The sequence below is a fragment of the Flavobacterium sp. NKUCC04_CG genome, from assembly GCF_019345525.1.
Taxonomy (GTDB): Bacteria; Bacteroidota; Bacteroidia; order Flavobacteriales; family Flavobacteriaceae; genus Flavobacterium.
In genome coordinates this window covers 144129-169557 of sequence record NZ_JAHKRA010000007.1, presented here as the reverse complement: position 1 = coordinate 169557, position 25429 = coordinate 144129, and the positions used below count along the sequence as shown (strand labels likewise).

General features: G+C 38.3%; 22 protein-coding genes and 1 tRNA gene. 17 read left to right on the top strand and 6 right to left on the bottom strand.

Going from position 1 to position 25429, the window contains the following annotated elements; all coding sequences use genetic code 11:
- Positions 1 to 90: 90 nt before the first annotated feature.
- Together KO524_RS07735 and KO524_RS07730 are read right to left on the bottom strand one after the other, a co-directional pair.
- On the bottom strand, positions 91 to 2031 hold the full coding sequence (locus KO524_RS07735) for an oleate hydratase (protein WP_219292627.1): 1941 nt from the start codon (positions 2029 to 2031) through the stop codon (positions 91 to 93).
- Between the two features lie 93 nt (positions 2032 to 2124).
- Complete coding sequence (locus KO524_RS07730) at positions 2125 to 2991, bottom strand: AraC family transcriptional regulator (RefSeq protein WP_219292625.1); 867 nt, start codon at positions 2989 to 2991, stop codon at positions 2125 to 2127.
- 464 nt (positions 2992 to 3455) lie between these two features.
- On the opposite strand from KO524_RS07730, the gene KO524_RS07725 reads away from it, so the two are divergent.
- On the top strand, positions 3456 to 3806 hold the full coding sequence (locus tag KO524_RS07725) for a DUF983 domain-containing protein (RefSeq protein ID WP_219292623.1): 351 nt from the start codon (positions 3456 to 3458) through the stop codon (positions 3804 to 3806).
- Between the two features lie 46 nt (positions 3807 to 3852).
- Positions 3853 to 3923 (top strand) — tRNA-Trp (locus KO524_RS07720).
- Between the two features lie 43 nt (positions 3924 to 3966).
- On the opposite strand, the gene KO524_RS07715 is transcribed toward KO524_RS07720, so the two are convergent.
- Positions 3967 to 4842, bottom strand: coding sequence for an AraC family transcriptional regulator (locus KO524_RS07715; protein WP_219292621.1), 876 nt, complete (start codon positions 4840 to 4842; stop codon positions 3967 to 3969).
- Between the two features lie 166 nt (positions 4843 to 5008).
- On the opposite strand from KO524_RS07715, the gene KO524_RS07710 reads away from it, so the two are divergent.
- From KO524_RS07710 to KO524_RS07670, 9 genes are all read left to right on the top strand, one after another.
- Positions 5009 to 5308, top strand: coding sequence for a hypothetical protein (locus tag KO524_RS07710; protein ID WP_219292619.1), 300 nt, complete (start codon positions 5009 to 5011; stop codon positions 5306 to 5308).
- Positions 5308 to 5664: a hypothetical protein gene (locus tag KO524_RS07705; RefSeq protein WP_219292617.1), complete on the top strand. Its 357-nt coding sequence runs from the start codon at positions 5308 to 5310 to the stop codon at positions 5662 to 5664. Before KO524_RS07710 ends, KO524_RS07705 begins: the two co-directional genes overlap by 1 nt.
- 8 nt (positions 5665 to 5672) lie before the next feature.
- A complete protein-coding gene (locus tag KO524_RS07700; protein WP_219292615.1) occupies positions 5673 to 6812 on the top strand; it encodes a glutathionylspermidine synthase family protein in 1140 nt (379 codons plus the stop codon).
- Positions 6813 to 7206: 394 nt separating this feature from the next.
- Positions 7207 to 7692, top strand: coding sequence for a BON domain-containing protein (locus KO524_RS07695; protein ID WP_219292613.1), 486 nt, complete (start codon positions 7207 to 7209; stop codon positions 7690 to 7692).
- 23 nt (positions 7693 to 7715) lie between these two features.
- The gene (locus KO524_RS07690) at positions 7716 to 8135 is read left to right on the top strand and encodes an SH3 domain-containing protein (protein ID WP_219292611.1); all 420 of its coding nucleotides are present in this window, start codon (positions 7716 to 7718) and stop codon (positions 8133 to 8135) included.
- 78 nt (positions 8136 to 8213) lie between these two features.
- Positions 8214 to 8786, top strand: a complete 573-nt coding sequence (locus KO524_RS07685) for a pentapeptide repeat-containing protein (protein ID WP_219292609.1) — start codon at positions 8214 to 8216, stop codon at positions 8784 to 8786.
- A gap of 110 nt (positions 8787 to 8896) precedes the next feature.
- Positions 8897 to 11194, top strand: a complete 2298-nt coding sequence (locus KO524_RS07680) for a hypothetical protein (RefSeq protein ID WP_219292607.1) — start codon at positions 8897 to 8899, stop codon at positions 11192 to 11194.
- A gap of 78 nt (positions 11195 to 11272) precedes the next feature.
- Positions 11273 to 12019 carry an SDR family NAD(P)-dependent oxidoreductase gene (locus KO524_RS07675; RefSeq protein WP_219292605.1) on the top strand — a complete coding sequence of 249 codons (747 nt, stop codon included), beginning with the start codon at positions 11273 to 11275 and terminating at the stop codon, positions 12017 to 12019.
- A 75-nt stretch (positions 12020 to 12094) separates the two neighbouring features.
- Positions 12095 to 13339 (top strand): WG repeat-containing protein, encoded by a 1245-nt coding sequence (locus tag KO524_RS07670; RefSeq protein ID WP_219292603.1) that lies wholly within the window; start codon positions 12095 to 12097, stop codon positions 13337 to 13339.
- A 160-nt stretch (positions 13340 to 13499) separates the two neighbouring features.
- Here the strand turns inward: KO524_RS07670 and KO524_RS07665 are convergent, their stop codons facing one another.
- Positions 13500 to 15368, bottom strand: a complete 1869-nt coding sequence (locus KO524_RS07665; protein ID WP_219292601.1) for a TonB-dependent siderophore receptor — start codon at positions 15366 to 15368, stop codon at positions 13500 to 13502.
- Positions 15369 to 15594: 226 nt separating this feature from the next.
- On the opposite strand from KO524_RS07665, the gene KO524_RS07660 reads away from it, so the two are divergent.
- Positions 15595 to 17175: a murein L,D-transpeptidase gene (locus KO524_RS07660; protein ID WP_219292599.1), complete on the top strand. Its 1581-nt coding sequence runs from the start codon at positions 15595 to 15597 to the stop codon at positions 17173 to 17175.
- 110 nt (positions 17176 to 17285) lie between these two features.
- On the opposite strand, the gene KO524_RS07655 is transcribed toward KO524_RS07660, so the two are convergent.
- A complete protein-coding gene (locus KO524_RS07655) occupies positions 17286 to 18032 on the bottom strand; it encodes a murein L,D-transpeptidase catalytic domain family protein (protein ID WP_219292597.1) in 747 nt (248 codons plus the stop codon).
- Between the two features lie 166 nt (positions 18033 to 18198).
- Between KO524_RS07655 and gpmI the strand changes: the two genes are divergently transcribed.
- Complete coding sequence (gene gpmI / locus KO524_RS07650; protein WP_219292595.1) at positions 18199 to 19719, top strand: 2,3-bisphosphoglycerate-independent phosphoglycerate mutase; 1521 nt, start codon at positions 18199 to 18201, stop codon at positions 19717 to 19719.
- Between the two features lie 719 nt (positions 19720 to 20438).
- Here the strand turns inward: gpmI and KO524_RS07645 are convergent.
- Entirely contained in the window at positions 20439 to 21704 is a 1266-nt protein-coding gene (locus tag KO524_RS07645) for an acetyl-CoA hydrolase/transferase family protein (protein ID WP_219292593.1), read from the bottom strand.
- A 300-nt stretch (positions 21705 to 22004) separates the two neighbouring features.
- On the opposite strand from KO524_RS07645, the gene map reads away from it, so the two are divergent.
- The 4 genes from map (at position 22005) to apaG (ending at position 25398) form a co-directional block, all read left to right on the top strand.
- Positions 22005 to 22823 (top strand): type I methionyl aminopeptidase, encoded by an 819-nt coding sequence (gene map, locus KO524_RS07640; protein ID WP_219292591.1) that lies wholly within the window; start codon positions 22005 to 22007, stop codon positions 22821 to 22823.
- A gap of 7 nt (positions 22824 to 22830) precedes the next feature.
- Positions 22831 to 23604: a class I SAM-dependent methyltransferase gene (locus tag KO524_RS07635; protein WP_219292589.1), complete on the top strand. Its 774-nt coding sequence runs from the start codon at positions 22831 to 22833 to the stop codon at positions 23602 to 23604.
- 83 nt (positions 23605 to 23687) lie between these two features.
- Positions 23688 to 24941, top strand: coding sequence for a DUF5103 domain-containing protein (locus tag KO524_RS07630; protein ID WP_219292587.1), 1254 nt, complete (start codon positions 23688 to 23690; stop codon positions 24939 to 24941).
- Between the two features lie 70 nt (positions 24942 to 25011).
- On the top strand, positions 25012 to 25398 hold the full coding sequence (apaG, locus tag KO524_RS07625) for a Co2+/Mg2+ efflux protein ApaG (protein ID WP_219292585.1): 387 nt from the start codon (positions 25012 to 25014) through the stop codon (positions 25396 to 25398).
- Positions 25399 to 25429: the final 31 nt, after the last annotated feature.

Genomic DNA, 25429 nt, shown 5'->3' with positions numbered 1-25429 from the left:
CTCTAAAAAAAACAGGTTGAACTCTAAAAAGATTCCAACCTGTTTATATATAATCCCGATTAATCCCGTCACCATTTTTTTGTGACGATCTTAACCGATAATTCCTTTGAGCCAATCCTTAAATCGGCTGATTTGATCCAATAAAAACGAATCTTGATCCTGATTTTCAGTTACATCTACTGGAAGTATATGTTCATAATACGAGCCTTTGAGCACGCGGCGTAGCAGTCCCTCTCCGGCAAACGGCTTGTCGTCGTTTAAGGTTCGCGCTGCTTTCAGCAACTGACGAATATCGTATTGTAAGGGATTGATATCGGGCACTTGTTTGTTGAGATTTAACAATTCATACACCGCTATTCTTCCCGTTCTAATGGCGCTTTCCATAGTAAAAACCACATCATTATTGGTTTCGACAAATTGTCCAACCAAGCCTAAATTACTACATCCATTTGGAACAATTTTAGGCCTGTCTCCCTTTGCTCTTGGCATAAACATTGAAGTGATATATGGCATAAAGGTTGAGCGGACTATAGTGTTTTCAACCACATTGTCCAATTGGTCTATAATCCCCAAATGATAACATAACTCTGCTAGAATTTCATTACCAGTACAAGCCGGCATAAATTTTTTGATGTAATTCCCCTCTTTGTCCATGAGTAAAGAATACACCCATAACACTAAGACATCGTCGGGTTGTTCTGGAAAATGCGGTTGTCTATTACAAGTAAAGCTCATTAACCAATTCGAATCGGTGATGGTAATGATTCCTCCTGTAACGGTTTTCCCCGAATAGGGATCATTAACCGAATAATCCTTTAATCGATTGATCAAAGCCGATGGTTTACAGGTAAGTGTTGCCGATTCCCAAGCGGATTTTTCAATATTTCCACAAAATTTTTCGGGCTTACCAAAAACCTCTGACTTGGCTGCCAAATTTTTCCACAACATCCATCCCGCACTTTTTCCACTACTGCTGTTGTCAATAGCAATAAGCGGTGCTTTTTTGTTGTCACCATAAAAAGTATCTTCGGTCATGGAACCCGTAGTTACCACTACAAAATCATTTGCTGTTATCGGAATCACGGTATCTTTTCCCCTTTCTTCTATAAGAATTCCCTTCACTGTTTTCCCGTTACTATCCATATGGATATCCAAATCTTTGACTAACACATCCAGCTCTATTCTCACTCCTTTTTTCTTTAAAAAATTACGGAGCGGCGTAACGAAGGTATCGTATTGATTGTATTTTGGAAACACCAAAGCCGAAAGATCATTTAATCCGTCGATCGCATGTAAAAAACGGTGCATATATTGTTTAAATTCCAATAAACTATGCCAATTTTCAAAGGCAAACATCGTGCGCCAAAACGTCCAAAAATTACTTTTTAAAAAAGATTCTTGAAAATAATCTTCAATGGTAATATCATCTAGTTCCTCCTTTTTCTTGAGCAAGAGTTTAATTATAGCCATCTGATCGCGTTTGCTGAGACCAAATTTGCTAAAATCCTTTACCTCTCCCTTGTTGTGAATCAAACGAGCGATAGAATAATTGGAGTCGTTGTCATTTAATATACGATATTCGTCTAATACACTATAAGGAGCCGGCATTTCTAAAGCGGGAATATCCTGAAATATATCCCATAAATTTTCATAGGTCATGTCCATTTCCCGACCACCGCGAATGATATAGCCCTCTTCTGTATTCCCAGCGCCATCTAATGAACCACCGTCAACTTGCAATTGCTCTAAAAAAATGATGTTTTTGCCAGGAACCTGACCATCTCTAATAAAATAGTAAGCGGCAGACATAGCGGCAATACCTGTTCCTACAATATATATTTTACTGTTTTCATAAGATTTTGACGGAATTCCCTTATTGCGCTGGTAATTTCCAATTTGATCTGCAAAGGGCATCGCCTTTTTCGGAGTATTCAGTTGCCTTTCTTTATTAGAGTCTGGTTGGTGATTTACATGTCCATATTCTGGAGATGTCTTTAAAATTTTCTCGAATTTTTCAGTGACCTTTTTCATAACTTTAGCTTTTGAGTTAATAATTAAATTTACTGATAATCAGACAATTAAAACAAACTCAAACTCGCCTAAATGCTACTTAATTTCACTTGTTCACAAGTGCTGTTGTTTCCTATATTGAGAGGGAGAGCAAGCCGCATACTTACGGAAAAAACGCCCAAAAGCAGAAACAGAACTGAAGTTAAGCTGATAGGCTACGGCTGTAAAATTGAGTTCAGGATTACTCAACAGCACAAATGCTTCCTTAAGCAGTTGTTCATCAATGATTTGATGAGGCGTTTTACCTGATGCAGCTTTTACCACTTTAATAAGGTATTTATTAGTAATAAACAATTGTTCAGCATAATAGGTCACATCCTTATGTCCTCCGACATCTTCTTGTACCAATTGTTTAAACTTTAAAAACAAATTATTTCCATTGCAAGAACCCCGGTCTGACTCCAGTTCTCCGCCAACAACTTGTGCCAATTCCAATAACAAATTAAAAATGACAGTTCGTACTAAATCATCGATAAAATGTCCGGTTCTACGCGCGGTTTCCAATAAATAGTCAAATAGTTTTGAAAGTCTATTCGAATTAATTTCTGAGCATTGAATTACGCTAAAGGAGGTGTTTTGAAATAAGTCTAATTTTTCGATGAAAAAGGGATTTGTTATATTTTTTAGCAAAAAATTTTTATCAAAAAAAAGCAATTGCATTCTAAAATCCTTAGTGCTATTTAAGAATCTAATAACTGTAGAAGGAGCCGATATCAATAAACCTTTTGCACTAATTCGGTATTGCTTACTATCAACATTTATTTGAATACTTCCTCGTGTACACAAACAAATAGCATAAAAATCCATCCGGAAAGGATGTTTCTGAAATTGAGATATCGGATTTTCTGACGATATATAATATGGCTCCTGGCAATGGACACCGTAAAAAGATAGGGTTTCTTGTAAATTTTCGCAGCTCATAATTCTAATTTCAACAGTAAAGGCAACTTAAAGATACAGTTATCATTTAAACTTATTTACTTAGATATCAATCAACTAAGTTAACAAAAATAAACAAGAAAAACGCCTAATAGAACAAAATAAGCTGCCCTTAAAGATTAGAAGTCCCATCCAAAGCCAATAAATTTAGAACACGGAATCGTCTTAATTTTATTTAGCCGACTGCAAGACTAACATTTTTACTAACTTGCTGTATCGTTTGATATCGACCCATACCTAAACGCTGAAAAAACGGATATTAAATTAGAAAGGGCGATCGTTTCCACAAACACTTTAGCTTCTTTATTTCACTAGAATCAAAACCCAATTATGGCAAACCCGAAAAACACCATTATATAAAAATGTCCGAATAAGACCAAAACGTGCAACATTAAATACTAGCTATATCCATAATAAATCCCGAAATTTGCATAAAAATATACAGTATGTCCTATTTAAAAAAAGTAATCAGCGGTACCTGTCCCAATTGTGGTAAAACAAAATTGTTTACTGATAATGGGAATCCCTTCTTGTTCAAGATGCCTAAAATGAAACCGAAATGTGATAATTGTGACTATTCTTTTCACAGGGAAACCGGTTTTTATGTAGGTGCTATGTATATGAGTTATGCTTTAACCGTAGCAGAAATGGTTAGCGTAATTGTCTTAGGTCTAATATTTAAACTGACTTTTATTCAAATCTTTATCAGCATTTGTATAGTTGCTTTCTTGCTCTCTGCCTTTAATTACAAGATGTCGCGCATTATGTGGCTTAATGTCTTTTACAAAGAAGAGTAGGAATTGTCGTATTAAATTTATTATATTTGCCCACTGAAAAACAGAAACGGGTGTAGTTCAAGGGTAGAATAGCGGTCTCCAAAACCGTTGATGGGGGTTCGAATCCCTCCACCCGTGCATTAAAAAAAAGCTATCTCTTAGATAGCTTTTTTACTTATAACTATTCGTATCGCTTTAAAAAATCGCGTGGTGTTTCGCCAGAGCGTTTTTTAAACAATTTTGAGAAATAGGAATAATCCTCATAGCCGAGTAAACTGGCAATTTCATTAAAACTTTTACCGGTATAGATCAACATGCGTTTGGCTTCGAGTACGACTCTTTCCAAAATGATATCGGTAGTCGTTTTGTTGACCAAACTCCGAGTGATGCGGTTGAGGTGCTTTGGGGTAATATGTAACCAATCTGCATATTGAGCTGGAGACTTAACCTTTAAAAAGTGGGTTTCCAACAAGTCTTCAAATTCCAAAAAACGAAAATTATACTGACTAAAGTGTGCGCTTGGGAAATCTTCCTCTGCTATAGCAAAACGGTTGAGTTCAATATACAGCTGAGAAGAAATATTCAAAATCAATTGATGTTTTTTCCATTGGCTGCTTTTATATTCCAATAGGATTTGTTCAAACAATTGCGAAATGTGTTGTAAAAAAGAACCCGAAATATAAATTGCCGAAGAATGGTATACCGATGTGTAAATCGGGTACTCTCGAATGCGCTCGCGCACAAAAACCATATCGAAAAACTCTTGAGTATGGAAAAATATAAAGCCGTCTATATCTTCTGATAATTCCCAACTGTGGGTTTGACCGGGTGCTAGTAAAAAAACACTTCCGGGTCGGACGTCATAAACGCTAAAATCGATTTCATGTACGCCCGTACCTTTGGTAAAGAGTATAGTAGCATAAAAATTGTGTTTATGCGGTTTCTCAATGCGGCTGTGATTACTGATTAAATGATTGGGAATGGTATTGGCGTAAAAATCATTACCCAAATTATTTTCATTTAACTCATCAATTTTCAAAATCGCAATTCTATCCATAAAAGAAGCTTTGCCTCAAAAATACGTTTATTTAGGTGATACGGATAATTTTAAGTTTTATTTAGTGCTAAAAAGCACTTGTTCTAGTGGTTTTTTATTGGATTCTTTAAAAAAAATTTCAAACTTTGTTCCAGTTTTTATAAAAACACTTTTTATTTATCAGACAATGAAGAATATATACGCCTTTTTCCTTTTGGGATTAACCTTAACAGCCTGTAATAATGCTGGTGAAGACAAATTGGAATCACTAGATAAATCCGCTGCCCGCGAAGTCGTTTTAAAAACGGTTGTTGCCGGAGATACTACCCTACATATCAGCAGTCAAAAGATATGGGCGAACAACGAAATTATCGCCACACGAATAGACACTATTAAAACGGCTACCAAAGTAAGTAGTTGGAGTAATGATGCTGCGAACGAGGGTATCGATATGACCAAAACCCCTATTTATGTAACTGTAGAATAATGAGCACAAGAAAAAGCAGCAAAATGGTTTCGCTAATCCTGATTACTTCAGCTTTAGCCTCTTGTTCCAAACCGCAACAAGAAGAGAAACAAAAAGTCTATATGAGGGCAGATAGTTCTGCGCCTTATACGGAGGTTACCCAAGAATATTCTAAAAACAACAGTAACTTTGGAATGGGTAGTGCCCTATTGTGGTATATGGCTTTTCGTCCGATGATGGGAGGAAACGGCTATATGAGCAACGGTATTGCAGCCAAATCCAATGTGGGTACCAATACAGCCAAAAACAACGCCATGAAAGCCCAAACCGCTAGAGGTGGATTTGGTTCATCGGCCAAATCTTCGGCTTCTTCATAAAAAACACTATGAAAATAAAACATATCAGTGCTGATAGTCACTGGCAAGAACGTTTGGAAAAAACAGGCTTCGGATACCATACCGACGGTGATCAAACGTATTGGGTTGAAAACTATTACTACTCGATTAGTCCAGCCTTGGCAGATGAAATTGCCGAAGCTACAAATACCCTATGGAATATGTGCCTGAAAGCGGTTGACCACGTCATTAGCAACCGCTTATATCACCATTTCCATATTCCCATCTTTATGCACGAACATATTGAACAAGGCTGGGAAAATGATGCTCCGAGTATATATGGTCGTTTCGATTTTGCCTATGACGATATTAAAAAACAATTAAAGGTACTCGAATTCAATGCCGACACCCCTACTTCACTTTTTGAAACTGGTGTTATTCAATGGCATTGGATGCAACATTATTTTGGTAAAAAAGCCGACCAATTCAACTCGGTTCACGATCGATTAATTGCAACATGGAAGGAGCTAAAACCGTATCTCAAAGGCCATACCCTACATTTCACTTGCCTTAGAGAAACCTTAGAAGATTTAACCAATTTGGAATACTTACGCGACTGTGCTATACAAGCCGGTATTAAAACCAAATTGATTTATTTGGACGACTTGGGCTGGAACGGTCTTAATTTTGTCGATTTAGAAGAAGAAACCATCACCGACATCTTTAAGCTATATCCATGGGAATGGATGACACAAGAAGCCTTTGCATTACATATTCCAAACGATGTTGATCAGGCCAATTGGATTGAACCGTCCTGGAAAATGATCTTGTCAAACAAAGCGATTTTAGCGATTTTATGGGAACTTTTCCCCAATCACCCATTGCTTTTAGAAACCTATATAGACGAGCCTAAAAACCTCGTTAACTACGTTAAAAAACCATTGCTTTCAAGAGAAGGCGCCAACGTAACCTTGTATATAAACGGTAAAATTATCGAAGCCACACCCGGTGATTATGGTGAAGAGGGTTATATCTGTCAAGAATTAGCATCGCTTCACAAAGAACACTCCGGTTATTCCATAATTGGAAGTTGGATTATTGGTCAAGAAGCTTGTGGAATCACTTTTCGCGAAAGCGACCGCATGATTACCACCGATAAAAGCCGATTTGTACCGCATATTATCGAATAAAAAATTACAAACAGGATCGGTTTATTCCGGTCCTGTTATTTTTACACCTCCTTTTCGATTTATCGACAGCTTGATTATTTTTACTGTAGTTCGCATTTGTACCCTCCAATCATAAATCGGTCAGTTTATAAAATCCAGTTACATCCCCATTCTATTTACCGCCGCTTTACCATTTAGGCATTGTCTTGCATCTTAAACCCAATACACCGCAACAACGATTAAAAACAATAACAGTCATCCCTTATAAGACTAAACATTCTCACGCTATCCTGCTTATTTTTAGCCTTAAAAGCCCTCTTTGATACATTAAATAATTGTTAATTTTTAAGACGTTTTTTACAATAAATTCTTTTTTTTATTAAATTAGATAAAAACTAACCAAAAAGAAACTCCTATGAATGCAAAAAAATTAAGTATCGGACTATTGATGGTTGCGGCTATAGCAACCTCATGTAAATCTTCGACAGAGAAAGATGCAGCGGCAAAAATGACGATTGAAAAGACGTTGGATGCCGGTGTAAACGTTATGGTTAAAGACGGTGTTGCCACAATAAGCGGTGTATTCACAGATGAAGCCGCGCGTGAAAAAACATTAAAAGACATCAAGGCAACTGCGGGAATCAAATCAGTTGACGATCAAACGAGCCTTGCACAAGCACCAGCTATACCTTCGCCAGAGGCGATTATTATACATGCAGACGACCAATTAAACAGCGATTTAAAAACCGTGTTAAGCAGCTTTCCAAATGTACATGCTACAGTAAAAGATGGAATTGTCACTTTAACCGGTTCGGTTGAAAGAAAAGTATTGCCCGAATTGATGCAAGCTGTAAATGCTACTCATCCTAAAAAGGTTGAAAATCAATTGCAGATTAAATAGAACAAACCTTCAATCGAGAACTTATGAGTCTACAAGAAAAATATGCGAAATTAATTCAGGCTGCACAGTCGGAATCTGTACGTAACTTGCAGGTACGCGAACAAGATGCCGTTTTATATATTGACGGTGAAGCGAGTACTGGCGCAACCAAAGATAAATTATGGAACCTCTATAATGAAATTGATCCCGATTTCCGATCCGGTGATTTAATCTTGAACGTCAATGTTGGGGTTGATCCCCATGCTACCCAATTAAAGGTCACTACGGCCAATTCGAACTTAAACATTCGCAAAGGACCGGGAAAAGACCAACCGTTATTGGGTAAATCGGCACACAATTCCATAGTTACGCTATTGAGTAAATACGATAACGATTGGTATTTAATTCGAAATGAACAAGGGGTCGAAGGTTATTCTGCCTCACAATACTTAACACAAATCTAGTTATTCGTTCAGTTTATACACCGTCTCTATATCAGGAGGCGGTTTTTTTGTTTTATAAACTTATCTTTGTATAAAAAAATGCTGACCGACTATATTTACGACCAAAATTACAAAAACCACCACTTTACCGAAGGCGAAATACAATTTAAGGAATTTGAAAATTGCACTTTTGAAAATTGCGATTTAAGTCGTTGTGAATACCTCGGTGTCGTATTTAGCGATTGTACCTTTACTCGTTGCAATTTTACCGAAGCGAAAATCAATTATGTTGCGCTTAGAAATTGCGATTTTATCGGTTGTCAATTGACCAGTGTTAATTTTGCCATGACAGACCAAGTTTTATATGACTACCGCTTTACCGACTGCAATATGGATTTCACGCAATTTTACGGTCTTAAAATGAAACGCATGACGTTTATCAATTGCAGCTTAATCAGTGCCGATTTCATGAAAACAGATCTGACAGAAGTATTGTTTGACCATTGCGACTTACACTTAGCTGTTTTTACCGAGTCCATCGCCAATAAAGCCGATTTTTTTAGCAGCTACAACTATACCATCGATCCCGAAAAAACAAAACTAGAGAAAGCTATATTCTCACAAAAAGGGCTTCAAGGATTATTACAGAAATACAAATTGGTTATTCGTTAATTCGACAACAATCAAATCGGTAATAAAACAATCTTTATATTAAAAATTATCACGATATTTAAGTGCATTTAATAAAACATTAATTACCCTTTCCCTAATCGTCGCACCTTATGAAGATGTCAAACAGCTTAAAAAAAACAGTTTATATAGTTGGAGGTATATTCGCGTTTGTTTTACTGATTCACTTTGGTGTGAATGTATTTATAAAAACACAATTACCTCGAATTATAGAATCGCGAAATGACACGGCATACGACTTTAAATATGGCAATCTCAGTTTTTCGATTTTCAACAACAGCCTAAGCATCGAGGACATCGAAGTGACTCCCAAACCTGGAGTAAGCATCAAAAAAGACATCGACTTCTTAGGTACTGTCGACAAAATCAGTTTGATTGGCGTAAATTTTAAGGAGCTTTTTCAAAACCGCAATTTAAAAGCATCTACAATCGCTATCATTGGGCCGGACATCACCGTATTCAAACCCGAACAACGCGATACCACCAAAACCAAATCGAAATTAGGAAGCGTGATCGACATCAGTCGAATCAGCTTAAAAAACGCTCACCTGAAAATGATGACGACCGACGGACAAGAGCGCCTTCAGGAACTCTATAACATCAATCTTGAAGTTGATGGCGTCCATCTCGGCAAATACACTCAAGACAAAGACATACCATTTACTTATACCAACTTTAAAATTCGCTGTGATTCGGTATTTAGCAAACTCAATGAATTTCAGCACATCAAAACCCAAGCGATTACGGTTGATCCAACTCACTTAGATCTGGATCAATTTCGAATCATACCCGATATCGACCGAACAACGTTTAAAAACCAAACTACTTCATCAAATACACGTATGGACGTAGTAGTACCCAAATTGCGATTAACCGGCACAGACTGGGGATATCTAGACAACAAATTCTTTTTAAAAATTGGCAATATCCAAATCGATTCCATCAATTTTAAAATCTTAGATCAAAAGAAACAAACGGTGTTTCAAGCAGCTAAAAAACAGGCTGAGCAAGTGATACAACCGTTGATTCCTTTTCGAGTGGATATCGATCAAATCCAAATCGAAAAATCGTCGTTTAACTCACTTAAGATTCTTGATGTACAAAATGTCAATATTCAAATTTCAAAAATATCTAATCGCGAATTTCAACATTTACACATTGAAGAAGTACTTTTAAAAAATCCTGTTTTCACTCATTTTCCAAAGAAAGGTAGTAACCAACCCTCACAGGAAAATCGATTGGAAATTTTGGACGACGTCATAGAAATTGAATCCCTTAAGATTGAAAATGCACAGTATGCGATGAAAGACCTACAAGGCAAAAAAAACACCTTGGAAGTGGCCGACTTCAATATGTCTTTAAGTCAAATTCGCATTGATGATAAAACCGTAAAAAACAAAGTGCCGTTTACCTACCAATCACCGCGATTATCGACGGGAAAAATTCATTACAATACCGGCCGCTTTTACGATGTGTATTCCAATGGAATAAAAATAGTAGATAAAAATCTAGAAATTGCCAACATCGATATGAAGTCGAAGTATTCTAGAGCGCAACATGTAAAAATGTTTAAGTTAGCCGATGATATTTATACGATTCACACTAAAAAAATACTACTTAAAAACTTCGATTGGGGATTTGACGCCAAAGAAACCTTTTATTTAAAAACGGAAAAAGTGGTTTTAAACGAGGTATTTGCCAATATATTTAGAAATACCGTTCCTCCACCCGACATGAGTCCGAGTAAAATGTATAGCAAAAAGCTACGCGATTTGAAATTTGGTTTAGAAATACCACAAATACAAATTGTTCGTGCACAAATCGAATACGAAGAAGTTGATGATAAAGCCATAGCTCCGGGCAAATTGACCTTTAGCAATTTTAATGCAAATATCAAAAATGTCTATAGCGGTTATGGCCGTACCAAAACACCGAAAACGGAAATTGTTGTCGATGCTATTTTTATGAAAGCGGCTCCGCTACATGTAGTGTGGACTTTTGATATTATGAACCGTAGGGAACGATTTAATATACAAGGAAAAATAACCAATTTCCCTGCAATTTCAATGAATGCCTTTTTAAAACCTTATGTCAAAGCTTCTGCAGAAGGAACCCTAGACTTGGTTACTTTTAATTTTAGCGGTAACGACGACTACGCCATAGGCGATTTCGGTATGAAATACAGCGATTTAAAGATGACTTTATACAAAAAAGATGGTGAGAAAAAACGAAAATTACTATCGGCTTTAGGCAATTTGGTGATCCGAAACGACACCAAGGGAGTAACCAAAGAAACCCAGATTAAACAAGTCGACAGAATGAAAGAATCCTCTTTTTTCAATTATCTTTGGTTGTGTTTACTACAAGGTTTAAGACAGACCGTATTGTAAACTCCCAATACTTTTTATCGCACAACAACACTGGGTAATTTAAAGCTACCTAAAGGCTTTTTAAAACAATCTAATATTATGAAAACCGCATTGATTACCGGCGCAACTTCAGGAATTGGCGCTGCAACAGCAAGAATACTTGCCCAAGACTACCGACTGATTTTATGTGGTCGAAGAACCGAACAACTAGAAAAAATAAAGCAAGAACTCGGCCGTTTTACAGAAATTCATACCCTGTCCTTTGACGTAAGCGACAGAAAGGCCGTTTTTAGTGCCATAGCTTCGCTACCTCAACAGTGGCAAACGATTGATGTTTTGATTAACAATGCCGGTAACGCACACGGTTTAGACCGTTTTCAAGATGCCGACCTCGACGATTTTGATGCGATGATTGACATCAATATCAAAGGGCTTATCTATGTTACCAAAGCGGTACTGCCTTTAATGGAACACAGCCATGATGCACATATTGTGAATTTGTCATCAATAGCAGGTAAAGAAACCTATCTCAACGGCACGGTTTATTGTGCCTCCAAGGCAGCAGTTGAAGCCATCAGCAAAGGATTGCGAATGGATTTACTGGAACGGGGAATTAAGGTGACTAACGTGGCTCCAGGTGCAGTGGAAACCGCATTTTCAGCCGTGCGTTTTAAGGGAGACGAGCAACGAGCGGCTCAAGTTTATCAGGGATATATACCGTTGACGCCAGAGGATATTGGCAACGCTATTTTTTATGCGCTCTCACAACCCGAGCATGTTCAACTGGCTGATATAACCCTTTTTCCCAAATCACAAGCTGCAGCAACAATGATTAAAAAAAATTAAAACCAGCTGGCTTTTGTATGAAATTATCAACTACATTTGCCAGCTGAAACTCACTTTTACAACTCCTTATTTCGAATGAATTTACGTGTAATAATATTGCTCGTTTTTACCCCTATTTGGATCATGGCAGGTCCTTTAGATCCTAAAGAGAAAGTCGTCAAAATCGACTACTCTTTTTATCGAAATAACACAAATAGTTCTGAAATTGATGTCAAAGGTGACCAAGCACTTTTAAACCAGGCACTCGAGGCTTTTAGCCAAAATGAGAATAATTTTTTAATGACTGTTTACGCAAATAAAAATTATTTGAGAGTCGAAGAAAATGGATTCCTCAAAAGGGTTTATATATCTAATTATATAGAAAACACGGCTTATATCATTGATAGTTTGGCACAAAATGCCTATCCGAGTTATCCTGTAAAATCACACAGTATCAACACACTAGAAGAAACCGACACCAATAACGAACATTTAAAAATAGCTTTTTTCGCCGACACCAAAATCATAGCCGGACGCACTTGCAAACGAGCATCCATAACGTTTGACAATACAGAAACAATAGGCATCAACATTTGGTATGATGAAACACTACCCAGTATTGTTTGGGGACAATACTCTTATCTGGACCGTATTCCGGGTGCTGCCCTAGAGATTACCTCCAATTTTGAACAAGAAATGGGTATTCAAGCCAAAATTATTAGCGAAATCCAAGTTCCACTAAGTATTTTTAAGATTCCGCTGAATTACCAAATACTCGAATATAATGAAGACGAATTTCTAGACGAGCAAGAGGTTATCGACGTACAAAACGACCCTGCCTTTGCATTTAGCAACGGTTATCATTGGTATCAAGATCAAAAACTAGGCCTATTTGGTATACGCGATACTTTGGATAAAATCATTATTGAACCGTCTTTTTTCCAAATTGAATCTTTTTCCGATGGTATAGCGATAGTGAGTTACAAACAACAACAAGGCGCTATTAACGACAAGGGGCAATTGATTATTCCCTATATATACGACGAACTCCACACGAGTAATGAGGGAATGATTCCCTTTATGGAATTGCACAAATGGGGATTTTTCAATGTGTTGGGAACTAAAGTAATTCCCGCTACTTATAACTATGTCGGCGATTTTTCTGAAGGACTTGCTTTGGTTTCCAACGGTGAAAAATTTGGATACATCAACAATACAGGCAAGGTGGTGATTCCGCTACAATTTGACTACGCCAGTAGTTTTGAAGATGGGGAAGCCCAGGTCGAAATCGACTATAAGAATTTCTCCATTAATAAGCGCGGTATTCGCATACGCGACTAAACACACCAATCCCTTATACAGTTTATTATAGACATGCATTTGCGCGAGGGATCGCCGTGGAAATCCTTTTTGAAGCGGGCGTAAAAAAGATTGAAACACAGAGCCCGACTGCATCATGGGACTGCATAAGTCCCCTGATGCAGACGCGCCCAAAACAAGTTTACATGGTATTGAATTTAACACCTAGCGTAAACCAGCGTCCCGGCATGGGTACTGCTCCGGCTTCTACATAAGTAACGTCAAAAATGTTTTGTGCATCGAGATAAAGCTGATATTTCTTAAGATCAAATCCAACGCGAGCATCGGTTAAAAAGTAGCTTTTATACGATAAGCGTTCGTTATAGCGATTCGCCAACATGACCGACCATTTTTTATGGCTGTAGTTAATGGTGGTTACAATCTGATGCTTAAAACTCTCGACCGTATATTTAGACAATCCAGAGGGTGCTGCTATTTTCGGGGAAAGGTAGGTGTATCCCAATCCAAAATCCCAAGTGGCTACCGCCCGATTCCAACGGTACTTTGCCGAAGTATTGAATCCTGTAGTTCTGTTGGAGCTGGCATTATCGGTTTGCCAAGATAGGGTTTCATCTGCACGAACCCAGTCGATAAATTGATCGATATCTCTATAAAATAAAAAGGCATTTGCCGAGAAATTATTCGCTTTAAATCGGACTCCCCCTTCAACTTGATACGCAGATTCCGGTTTTAAATGTGGGTTTCCCAAATTGGGTTTTTGATTTAGATACAAATCGGTAAACGACGGTATGCGCTGACTGCTTCCAAAACTAAAAAGCGCTTGCCACTGTTCGCTTAGTCGATAGCTGGCATCGACACCCGGAAAAACTTGCCAACCGAATGCCGAATTATAATTGACATAAACACCGGCATTCACGTCTAACCGATTAAAAAATTCGCGTTTGAATTCGGCAAACAAACCGTAGTTAGAACGGCTGTGCTCTCCAATATTACTTGAATTGATTTCTTCATAACGCATCTCTGCTCCCATTGCAAGCACACCGTATTCGGTTTGATAATTGGTTTTTACATCTGCTGTTAATGCATTGGAATAGTGCTGACTTCTCGCTTTGCTTAAATCGTTTCTATAAAAGCGATAGTCGTCGTAGTTATATCGGTACGCAATACTCGGCGACAAGGTTAAGGCATCGGACAATAAGTGTTTAGAACTCAACGACAGCAAATAGGTATTGACAATTTCTTTGGCTTCTTTATCTATGGGCGCAGCATAAAAGCCATTGGCCCCGAACGAACTGCGAACCAATCCGCCTAAAACCATCAAGGTATTGTGATCGTTGGGCTGAATATTCCCCTGATAAAACAATTTACTGTTGTGAAAATCGGTATTGTATCGGTAACCATTACCCGATTCTTGGCTTCCAAAAATCAGATGATTGTGCTTTTTTTCTACCCAGGAACCACCCAACTGAAAACCGCGACCATTAAAGTAGTCGTCTTGTCCGGTTTCGCTATCTTTCTCAAAACTACTTCCGCCATATACATGGGCAAATAGTCCATTTTTTTGTGGGTTTTTAGTCACAATATTCACGACACCAGTTAAACTATTAACACCATATAGCCGTGCCGAAGGTCCTCGAACTACCTCAATGCGCTCAATAGCCTCCATGGGAACAGGAATATTTAAACTGTTGTGTCCGGTTTGAGGGTCGCTAATTTTTTGACCGTTTAGCAAGACGAGGTTTTGCTCAAAACTACCGCCATCAATACTCAAGTCCGCTTGGGTTCCAAAAGGGCCTCGTTGACGGATATCTACACCGGCTACATAGGCCAGCAATTCGTTTAAAGACCGAACGGGTAATTTTTTGATTTGCTCCTTATCTACGATTTGAAGATTTCGATTCTTTAAAGAACTCGATAATTGAAGTCGCGTTTCATAGATTACTATCTCTGAAATAGCCGCAGTATCAACAGCAATACGCGTTGGTTTTTCCTGAGCAAAAGCACAGCAACTACTCCATAAACTCAGTACTAAAAGGTATTTTTTTTGCATGAAAATCAATAATTGAAGTTGCAAAACTAAACGATTCTATACAGCTATCAAATACTTATTATTTTTTAACAAACGGTTGGTGATCGATTTCCAAAATAGGAATAGCACCGAACTGAAATTTACAATAGTTATTTCACATAAATGACGTTAAATACACAAAATTTCAAACACAACATAGCTTATTATTCGGATTTTTTGATTATTTTAGATAAAAAATGACGTGTCTATGAAATATTTTATGATTCTAAGTTTTACGTATTTTAGTTTAATCAGTTGCCAAAAAATAAAACACCCCGTTAGTGTAGTTACCAACGACAGCATAGAGTTGTCGCCTATTGATGCTGTAGCGGCAATAGCCTTTGACAGTCTTTTATTAAAAGACAAATCGGCGGAGCTACAACGTTTTTACAGATATAATCAATTTAAAACCGTTTGGGCCGAAGTGTCTAACCGAGAAGCTTTAATTGAATCGATTGAAAAGATACATGAAGATGGTTTGAATGACACGCCTTATGATTTACCAACATTACGAAAAAACAACGGTGTCTATGCAAAGATAACAGACCCTGAAAAAGTGCAAACGGACATCTTATTTTCCGAAAGTTTTTTTAAGGTCTCAAACGATTTATACAACGGACGATTGGATCCGCGCAAATTGTATAACGACTGGGATATTGACCCTAAGAAAATAAACACCGGAGCTACTATGCACTTGGCCTTGGAGAATAATGCCATAGCACAATCGCTTGATAGTTTACGCCCAAAAAACACCATTTACAACGGATTAAGAACGGCTTTAAGCACTTTAAGAGCCTTGCCAGACGAGTCGTTTGACGAATTTGGAACGGGCAGAAAAATCAAACTCAACGATTCGCTACCGGAAGTTGCAGAGTTAAAAAAACGATTGATTTACTGGGGCGACTTAAAACCCGAAGAAGCCAGTGCACGCTTTAATGCGGAAGCCGAAGCGGGTCTTAAGCGTTTTCAAAGTAGAAACGGATTAGACGAAACCGGTTTATTGGACAAAGAAACTGTCTTGGCCTTAAACCATACTAAAACGCAAAACATCAATCAAATACTGGCCAATTTAGAACGTTGGAGATGGTATCCACGCGATTTGGGGACGGACTATGTTTTGGTTAATATTCCCGATTACAGTTTAGTGGCTGTTTCCAATGGAGACACTATACAGCGACACAAAGTGATTGTGGGTAAATCGGCTAGAAGAACACCGGTTTTATCGTCTAAATTCAGCGGATTGGTCATCAATCCAACGTGGACGGTACCACCGACGATATTAAAAAACGATTTGACCCCAGCTGCCACCAAAAACAGAGGTTATTTTGCCAGTCGAGGTTTTACCATTTACGACAACAAAGGCAATGAGGTGAGCGCTCAAGATTGGAATCCCGAACGCGCTTCGAGTTATCGTTATGTGCAAAAACCAGGTAAATCCAATTCTTTAGGTCGTATCAAATTTGACTTTAAAAACAATCATATGGTTTATTTACACGATACCAACAATACCAACAACTTTAATAAAGACGATCGGGATTTGAGTTCGGGTTGTATTCGAGTACAAAATCCTTTTGATTTGGCAGACTATATCCTTAAAACAGAAAATAATGCTTACAATAAATCCAAGATAGAAGCTATTGTAAAAACGGAAAAAACACAGCATATTCCATTGAAGAAAACCATACAAATTCATCAGTTTTATTGGACGGCCTGGAACACTAAAGACGGCATACAGTTTCGTTCCGACATCTATAAACTTGACGATGAATTAGCGGCAAAATTAAATTAATCTTTTTTAAAACTAACGATTTCAAATAAGAATACCCCAGTCTATAACGAGTAATAGGCTGGGGTATTCACATTAAAAACACTACATTATGGTTTTATTTACTTTTCTTTTTAGATCAAAAAAGAGGACTGTTTGAGATAATCTTGGTTCGGATAATAAATAAACAAACAAGACTCCTCTTTAATCAAATTGATGATTTGAGTTCTCAGTTCCAAAGGAACAGCCGGACATCCTAAACTCCTTCCCAATCGACCTTGTTGTTTGGCTAAATTTTCCGAGGCGTAATCGGCACCGTGAATTACGACAGCTCTGTTTCGAGCATTATCGTTAACCCCTTTTTCCAAACCGTCTAATCGCAGTGAAAATCCGTGTTTTCCAGTATAAGACTCGCCAGTTTTATAAAAACCAATACTGCTCATAAAGGAATTGGTGGCATTAGAGAATTTTTGTGCAAACTCTGAACCGCTATTTTTACCGTGAGAAACCACGGTTTGCAACAAAACTTCATTGGTTACCATATCGATAATCCACATGCGTTTTTGAGTTGATGATAAACTAAAATCAATAATTGTCAACACATCTTTTTTGATGATCCCCTCTTTCTTCATTTTTTTAAAACCTCTTAAGGCTTCTTTAAAACTTTCTAATGAAGGAGCAGAAAATGTTTTAGTATTTAAAGTATGGTAAGCCGAAAGGGCAACCTCATCAAAAGTAACCTCTTTATTTTCTATATGTTCAACCTTATTTTTTACTGTGTTTATTGCGCCTGCGCTGTTTTTTAGCTTGTCGGTATCCATCCATTTAAAAGCGAATACAACCACCAAAGCTAGTGGTAAAAGTCTGTAATACGTTGTCATTCTATCCTTTGCATTTAGTTTTAAAAACGTAAATATAAAAACAAATCAATACCAACCACTATAAATAACATAGATTTTCGTTTTTTTAACATTCTAATATTTAATTAAGTATAATTACTTTAGGTTGCGTATTTTTGTATTCACTAACTACTAGTTTTCCAACAACATGAATAAAAAAGTAATTTTAATGATTCTCGATGGCTGGGGAAAATCACCAGACCCCAAGGTTTCTGCCATTGAAAAAGCACACACTCCCTTTATAGATAGCTTGTATACCAAATATCCCAATGCCTCGATCATGACCGACGGTCTAAACGTAGGTTTACCTGTAGGACAAATGGGAAATTCAGAAGTGGGTCACATGAATCTGGGAGCAGGTCGTATTGTTTATCAAGATTTAGTGAAAATAAATTTGGCCGTGGAAAGCGGTTCAATTGCAAAAGAACCCGTACTTCAAGACGCCTTTCGATATGCGAAGGAAAATCAAAAAAAGGTACATTTACTTGGATTGGTTTCCGACGGTGGGGTTCATTCGCATGAGAAACACTTATACGGACTACTCGACGCGGCAAATGAAGCCGGTTTAAAGGATGTATTCGTACATGCTTTTACCGACGGACGCGATGTGGACCCCAAGTCGGGTGCGCATCATATAGCCGAATTGTTGCGTCATATGGATAAATCCACTGGACAACTGGCCTCTGTAATAGGAAGGTACTACGCCATGGACCGAGATAAGCGATGGGAACGCGTAAAAAAAGCTTATGACTTGCTTACCTTAGGCATCGGAATGCCCTGTAAAAATGCCGTGTTAAGCATTCAAGACAGTTATGCCAACAACATTACAGACGAGTTCTTAGAACCCCTCATCATGACGAATGAGTTCGACAAGCCCGTTGCCACCATACAAGAAGGAGATGTAGTTTTGTTTTTTAATTTTAGAACCGATCGCGGAAGAGAATTAACCGCAGTACTGTCGCAACAAGATTACAAGGAATTTGGAATGACCAAACTGCCGCTGTATTTTGTAACGCTTACCAATTATGACGACAGTTTTAAAAACATCCATGTGGTGTACGACAAAGACAATCTAACGGAAACGCTCGGAGAAATACTCGAACGCAACCACAAAAAACAGATTCGAATTGCCGAAACGGAAAAATACCCTCATGTAACTTTTTTCTTTTCGGGAGGAAGAGAAGTACCCTTTGAAGGAGAACAACGTATTTTATGTCCCTCACCCAAAGTTGCTACTTACGATTTGCAACCCGAAATGAGCGCCTACGACCTCAAAAACGCTTTAATCCCCGAATTGGACAAAGGCGAAGTAGACTTTGTATGTCTAAATTTTGCCAATGGCGATATGGTTGGCCATACCGGTATTATGGAAGCGGCAATTAAGGCCTGTGAGGCCGTTGATAAATGCGTAGAAGGCGTTGTGGAAGCCGCTATAAGAAACGGATATACAACCATTGTCTTAGCCGATCACGGCAATTGCGAAACCATGTATAATGCTGATGGAAGTCCAAACACCGCACATACCACCAACCCCGTGCCGATTATTTTAATTGACAACGACATCAAACACATTCAAGACGGTGTATTGGGCGATCTCGCTCCTACCATATTGGATTTGATGGGATTGGAAAAACCAGCGGTAATGACGAGACATTCTTTGTTAGGCTGATACGCCTATAGGCATAGGCCTATATGCTGATACGCCCATTTGCATATCAGCGTATAGGCAACTAAAAGCCTATATGCCCATTCGCACATACGTGTATTCGCCCTAACACGTAAAAAGGAACAAGACTATAGGCCTATATGCCCATTCGCACATACGCGTATTTGCCCTAACACGTAAAAAGGAACAATTCTATATGTCATTTGCAACTAAAAGCCTATATGCCCATTCGCACATACGCGTATTCGCCCTAACACGTAAAAAGGAACAAGACTATAGGCCTATATGCCCATTCGCACATACGCGTATTTGCCCTAACACGTAAAAAGGAACAAGACTATAGGCCTATATGCTGATACGCCCATTGGCCCATTGGCATATCAGCGTATAAGCAACCAAAAGCCTATATGCCCATTCGCACATACGCGTATTCGCCCTAACACGTAAAAAGGAACAAGACTATATGTCATTTGCAACTAAAAGCCTATATGCCCATTCGCACATACGCGTATTCGCTCTAACACGTAAAAAGGAACAAGTCTATATGTCATTTGCAACTAAAAGCCTATATGCCCATTCGCACATACGCGAATACGCACACTCAAGTATAGATACATCAGCAACTAAAAGCCTATATGCCCATTCGCCTATCAGCGCATCAGCGCATCAGCGTATAGGCGCATCAGCGTATAGGCGTATAGGCGTATAGGTAAAAAAAAAACCTATTTCACTTGATCAAAATAGCTTTTTAAAATTGACTCTCTATGATTTGGATGTGCTATTTCTGCCATGGCTTTAACCCTTTGCAACAGTGTTTTTCCGTATAAATCGGCAATTCCATATTCGGTCACCACATATTGAATATGCGAACGTGTGGTTACCACTCCAGCACCGTGTTTTAAAAAAGGTACAATTTTATTTTCTCCTTTAGCCGTCACGGATGGCAAGGCAATAATTGCTTTTCCCCCTTGACTCAACGAAGCACCGCGAATAAAGTCCATTTGACCACCAACGCCAGAATACATTTTCGAACCGATAGAATCGGCACAAACCTGACCGGTTACATCGACTTCAATAGCCGAATTAATCGCAATCATCTTTGGATTTCGACGAATTACGGAAGTATCGTTTACATAAGAAACCTCTTTCATTTCAATAAACGGATTGTTATCGACAAAACGATACAGACGTTCGGAACCTATTAAAAAAGTAGAAACCACTCTCCCTTTAATAACCCCTTTATTTTCACAAGTGATTACGCCATTTTCGATCAAATCAATGACACCATCGGAGAACATTTCGGTATGCAACCCCAATCCTTTATGACTGGTTAATTTAGATAACACAGCGTTGGGTATGGACCCGATGCCCATTTGCAAGGTACTTTTATCATCGACCAATCCCGCAACGTGTTCGCCTATACGGTTTTCCACCTCACTAATTGGCAGTGTGGCTGAAGCAAAAATAGGATTGTTATGCACTACTCCATAATCAATTTTGGAACTGTGGATAACCCCGTCACCAAAAGTTCGTGGCATAAATGAATTGACCTGTGCAATCACGATACGCGCACATTCGATAGCCGCAACAGTAGCTTCAACAGAGACACCTAACGAACAATATCCGTGTAAATCGGGCGGTGAAACCTGAATAAAAACCACATCCAACGGTAAAATCCCCTTTCTAAAAAGTTGTGGAATCTCACTTAAAAATACCGGTGTGTACGATCCATTCCCCGCTGCGATGGTATGTCGCACATTTTTGCCGATAAAAAAAGAATTGACATGAAAATTCTCGATATACTTAGGATCGGCATAAGGCGCTGGTCCCTCCGTATGAATATGACACATCTCAACGCCGCGCAGCTCCTCTGCGCGTTCGGTCAAGGCTTGAGTTAAAATCACTGGTGTTGCCGCCGCCGCGTGAACATAAACTCGATCTCCAGAGCGCACTACTTGTACGGCCTCTGTAGCTGATACATACTTCATATATTTTGTTTTTTGATTCCTAATGCAACTTTGCGTTTCTCGCAACTTTTTTGACACCAATTCTCATTAAATCGAAAATAAAACTCCGCGGTATTACAATCAAACACCTCTGGCAGTTCCACTTCGAAAATCCCATTTTACAACTGCATATCCCGTTCAAACTAAACACGTCATTTTAGCTGTGTTCCCTATCAAAGATAAACATTTCTCAAAAGATAAACTCCATCTAAAAACAGTTGATATAGAACATTTTCAATTCACACTAAAAGTTGTACTTTTGCACTAAGAAAAATTTTCGATATGATTGTTATAAAAACTTCAGAAGAGATTGAGTTGATGCGTCAAAGTGCTTTAATCGTTTCCAAGACACTTGGAATGTTGGCTACGGAACTTAAACCTGGCGTAACGACTCTAGAGTTAGATAAAATGGCGGAAGCGTTTATTCGCGATCACGGTGCCATTCCAGGTTTTCTTGGATTGTATGATTGTCCTTCGACCCTTTTAACCAGTGTAAACGAACAAATCGTTCATGGATTACCGACCAATCGTCCTATTCAAGAAGGAGATATCGTTTCTGTTGATTGCGGTGCGATTATGAATGGTTTTTACGGAGACCACGCCTATACTTTTGAGATTGGCGAAGTCGCGCCAGAGGTTAAAAAACTTTTACAAGTTACCAAAGAATCCCTTTATGTCGGCATTCGCGAATTCCGTATCGGAAACCGCGTTGAAGATGTTGGAAGTGCGATTCAACGATATACAGAAGCCGAAGGTTACGGTGTGGTTCGCGAGTTAGTTGGACACGGATTGGGACGCAAAATGCACGAAGGCCCCGAAATGCCTAACTATGGAAAACGCGGAAAAGGAAAAAAATTTGCTGAGGGAATGACTGTGGCTATTGAACCGATGATTAACTTGGGTAGTCGCAACATCAAACAATTAAAAGACGGTTGGACTATAGTAACCAGAGACGGTAAAGCCAGTGCCCATTTTGAGCACGATGTGGCTTTGGTAAATGGAAAACCAGAACTACTATCTACCTTTGCTTATATTTATCAAGCATTGGGTATAACCAGCAACGAAGAAGATGAATTTAGAGCGGTGCCCTTAGTTCTTTAATTCTCTGATGAAAAGCATTTTTAAAAGTATATTGAACACCATACCTCGACCGATTTTGATTCGGTTGAGTTATGTTGTTCGTCCGATTTTGGCCTTATATTTAAAAGGCAGTCGTTTTACAGACCCCATAGATGGAAAAAGCTTTCGTGAATTTCTACCTTATGGTTATGCCACACAACGCCAAAACGTTTTATCACCAAGTACTTTATCTCTAGAGCGACACCGCCTTTTATGGTTGTACCTAAATCGCGAAACCGATTTTTTTAGTACACCAAAAAAAGTTTTGCACTTTGCTCCGGAACAAGCTTTTTACAAACGCTTTAGAAAACAAGTCAATCTCGACTATACTACTACCGATTTGGAATCGCCCTTAGCAGATGTTAAGGCAGATATATGCAACCTACCCTTTAACGACAATACTTTCGACATAGTTCTATGCAATCACGTATTGGAACATATTCCAAACGATACTCAGGCTATGAAAGAATTGTACCGAATTCTTAAACCGGGTGGCATGGGAATTTTTCAAATTCCTCAAGATCTCAATCGCAGTACTACTTTTGAAGACAACAGCATCACTGACCGTAAAGAACGCGCTCGCGTTTTTGGGCAATACGACCATGTTCGCATTTATGGACGCGACTATTTCGACAAACTCCGTTCTATAGGCTTTACAGTTGAAGAAGTGGACTATACCTCAAAACTATCTCCTCGTGAAATAGAACGATACTGCCTAGCTAAAGGCGAAATTATCCCGGTCTGTTTTAAACCTTCAACATAATTTAATTTCCGCTATTTTTCTGTTTTTGAATCGCAACAAATAACCTATATTTGTGATTATTAGCTGCTTTAAATCCAGATTATATGTTATATTCCAAAATCAGATTAACCCTACTTGCCCTATTCCTTTTTGTCGCTCAATCACAAGGTCAAAGTAACATACAAGAGAAAACGGCCAACTACATCAAGTCTGCTGCTTTTATGAAAAACAATCAGGCTGCAGTTCCCTTTTTTAGATTGGGATCGGCTATTGATTTTGAATTTGACGACTTACTCGCGGGAGAATCCGATTACTATTACAATATAACGCAATACAACTACGACTGGAGTCCAACACTATTGAGTAAAATAGACTATGTGGACGGTATGGATGACCAGAGAATATCCAATTATGCCAATTCCTTTAATACCCTACAATTGTATTCTCATTATACTCTGAGACTTCCCAACTCCAAATACAAGATTCTAAAAAGTGGTAACTATGTATTGGAAATCAAGAATCGAGCAGACGAAATTATCATTCGTAGAAAGTTTATCATTTATGAAGAAATGGTCAACGTTCCCGTTATAATTAAACGTTCTAGAGACTTAGGAACAATTACGAGCAAACAAAACGTTGAATTCACCATTAAACTCGGCGAGCAAACCTATCAAAATCCGGTTCAAAACATTAAGGTTTATATTTTCCAAAACGGTCAATGGGCCACGTCCATATCCGGCATTAAACCCCAATATACTATTGGTAGTGATTTAATTTTTAAATACAATAAGGAAACGCAATTTTGGGGCGGTAATGAATTTTTAAATTTTGACAATAAAGACATCCGCGGAAACAACAACATGATTGCACAAGTAACCGCCGACGAAATTTACAATACCCACCTTTACTCCAATATTCCTAGAGCCAATAAAGGCTATACTTTTTTCCCCGATATCAACGGGAGTTTTTACCCTCGTAATATCAATCGTGAAAATGCCGCTATTGAAGCGGATTATACTTGGGTGTATTTTACCTTAGCATCTTCGGAAAACTTGTCTAAAAGACAAATCTACATCACCGGAATGTTTAACAATTACGAATTTACTTCCGACAACTTGATGACCTACAACCCTCAACTCAAAGCCTATGAAAAAGCCTTGATGATTAAACAGGGATTCACCAATTTCCAATACAGCACAGTTACTAATCAACGACTGGATTTAGAAGAATCCGTTGATGGTAATTTTGCGGAGACAGAGAACCAGTATCAGATTTTGGTTTACTACAAAGGCAACAATGATTTATATGATCGCGTCATCGGTTTTGGCGAAGGGAATTCTGAAAATATAATATATTAAACTTTTAATAGGCTCGTAATTAAATATTTGCTACTTTTGAGTAGTACTACTTTTTCAAAAACTCAACACCATGGTTTCACAAATTACAAAAGGAATTAAAATTTCTGTAAAGACTGATTTTGAAGGCACCTATTTCAAAAACCATAAGATTCATTTTGCCTTCAGTTATGAAATTACCATCGAAAATCAAAGCAAGGATTCGGTGCAATTGCACTCGCGTCATTGGGAAATTTTTGATGCCTTAAACGATATGGAAAAAGTAGATGGAGAAGGCGTTATTGGTAAAAAACCCGTTTTAAAACCCGGCGAGTCGCACCGATATTCATCCGGTTGTTTACTCACTTCTCCGTTTGGAGCTATGAGAGGATTTTATGGAATGATTAACTTTACTACTACGCGTTCCTTTAAAGTTTACATCCCCACTTTTCGTTTAAGTGCTCCATTTGCACTTAATTAAGCCTTTTCAACCACCTATGGTTTTGGTAATT

What these genes read in the sequence shown, in the direction of transcription:
- KO524_RS07735 (WP_219292627.1), bottom strand. Translation starts at nt 2,031, where the DNA reads ATGAAAAAGGTCACTGAAAAATTCGAGAAAATTTTAAAGACATCTCCA.
- KO524_RS07730 (WP_219292625.1), bottom strand. Translation starts at nt 2,991, where the DNA reads ATGAGCTGCGAAAATTTACAAGAAACCCTATCTTTTTACGGTGTCCAT.
- KO524_RS07725 (WP_219292623.1), top strand. Translation starts at nt 3,456, where the DNA reads ATGTCCTATTTAAAAAAAGTAATCAGCGGTACCTGTCCCAATTGTGGT.
- KO524_RS07715 (WP_219292621.1), bottom strand. Translation starts at nt 4,842, where the DNA reads ATGGATAGAATTGCGATTTTGAAAATTGATGAGTTAAATGAAAATAAT.
- KO524_RS07710 (WP_219292619.1), top strand. Translation starts at nt 5,009, where the DNA reads ATGAAGAATATATACGCCTTTTTCCTTTTGGGATTAACCTTAACAGCC.
- KO524_RS07705 (WP_219292617.1), top strand. Translation starts at nt 5,308, where the DNA reads ATGAGCACAAGAAAAAGCAGCAAAATGGTTTCGCTAATCCTGATTACT.
- KO524_RS07700 (WP_219292615.1), top strand. Translation starts at nt 5,673, where the DNA reads ATGAAAATAAAACATATCAGTGCTGATAGTCACTGGCAAGAACGTTTG.
- KO524_RS07695 (WP_219292613.1), top strand. Translation starts at nt 7,207, where the DNA reads ATGAATGCAAAAAAATTAAGTATCGGACTATTGATGGTTGCGGCTATA.
- KO524_RS07690 (WP_219292611.1), top strand. Translation starts at nt 7,716, where the DNA reads ATGAGTCTACAAGAAAAATATGCGAAATTAATTCAGGCTGCACAGTCG.
- KO524_RS07685 (WP_219292609.1), top strand. Translation starts at nt 8,214, where the DNA reads ATGCTGACCGACTATATTTACGACCAAAATTACAAAAACCACCACTTT.
- KO524_RS07680 (WP_219292607.1), top strand. Translation starts at nt 8,897, where the DNA reads ATGAAGATGTCAAACAGCTTAAAAAAAACAGTTTATATAGTTGGAGGT.
- KO524_RS07675 (WP_219292605.1), top strand. Translation starts at nt 11,273, where the DNA reads ATGAAAACCGCATTGATTACCGGCGCAACTTCAGGAATTGGCGCTGCA.
- KO524_RS07670 (WP_219292603.1), top strand. Translation starts at nt 12,095, where the DNA reads ATGAATTTACGTGTAATAATATTGCTCGTTTTTACCCCTATTTGGATC.
- KO524_RS07665 (WP_219292601.1), bottom strand. Translation starts at nt 15,368, where the DNA reads ATGCAAAAAAAATACCTTTTAGTACTGAGTTTATGGAGTAGTTGCTGT.
- KO524_RS07660 (WP_219292599.1), top strand. Translation starts at nt 15,595, where the DNA reads ATGAAATATTTTATGATTCTAAGTTTTACGTATTTTAGTTTAATCAGT.
- KO524_RS07655 (WP_219292597.1), bottom strand. Translation starts at nt 18,032, where the DNA reads ATGACAACGTATTACAGACTTTTACCACTAGCTTTGGTGGTTGTATTC.
- gpmI (WP_219292595.1), top strand. Translation starts at nt 18,199, where the DNA reads ATGAATAAAAAAGTAATTTTAATGATTCTCGATGGCTGGGGAAAATCA.
- KO524_RS07645 (WP_219292593.1), bottom strand. Translation starts at nt 21,704, where the DNA reads ATGAAGTATGTATCAGCTACAGAGGCCGTACAAGTAGTGCGCTCTGGA.
- map (WP_219292591.1), top strand. Translation starts at nt 22,005, where the DNA reads ATGATTGTTATAAAAACTTCAGAAGAGATTGAGTTGATGCGTCAAAGT.
- KO524_RS07635 (WP_219292589.1), top strand. Translation starts at nt 22,831, where the DNA reads ATGAAAAGCATTTTTAAAAGTATATTGAACACCATACCTCGACCGATT.
- KO524_RS07630 (WP_219292587.1), top strand. Translation starts at nt 23,688, where the DNA reads ATGTTATATTCCAAAATCAGATTAACCCTACTTGCCCTATTCCTTTTT.
- apaG (WP_219292585.1), top strand. Translation starts at nt 25,012, where the DNA reads ATGGTTTCACAAATTACAAAAGGAATTAAAATTTCTGTAAAGACTGAT.